Source organism: Aquipuribacter aurantiacus, assembly GCF_051216895.1.
Taxonomy (GTDB): Bacteria; Actinomycetota; Actinomycetes; order Actinomycetales; family JBBAYJ01; genus Aquipuribacter.
On the sequence record NZ_JBPKAO010000050.1, the window covers coordinates 1 to 445 of the forward strand.

1 protein-coding gene is annotated in these 445 nt (G+C 75.5%); it reads right to left on the minus strand.

Going from position 1 to position 445, the window contains the following annotated elements:
* On the minus strand, positions 1 to 417 hold a 417-nt coding region (locus ACR80Q_RS18355), incomplete at its 3' end, for a toprim domain-containing protein (RefSeq protein WP_435379094.1).
* Positions 418 to 445: the final 28 nt, after the last annotated feature.

Genomic DNA, 445 nt, shown 5'->3' on the forward strand with positions numbered 1-445 from the left:
TGGCCGGGCGGCGACAACGGCCACGGCGGCCTCGAGGGCCTGCCGCGGCGGGAGGTGGGCCAGACGCTCGTCGACGAGGGTGTCGGCAAGAGGCCGGGCCACCTGCAGTGCGTGCTGCAACCGGCGGCCTCCGTCGTTGGCGTAGAGGTCGGCGGGGTCGGCGCCCGCCGGGAGGGCGGCCAGGGCAGGGTCCATGCCGTGCAGGGTGAGGGTCCAGTAGGCGCGTTCCGCGGCGAGGCGACCGGCGAGGTCCGCGTCGGTCGCCACGACCGGGTCCACGCTGGTGCGGTCGTGGTGCTGGGCGAGCTGGGTGGCCTGCTGGTCGGACAGCGCGGTACCGAGGGGGGCGACACCGACGTGGCGGCCGCTGCTGGCGAGGGTGACGGCGATGGCGTCCATCGGTCCCTCGACGAGCACCGGGATCGCTTCCCGGTCAAGCAGGGTC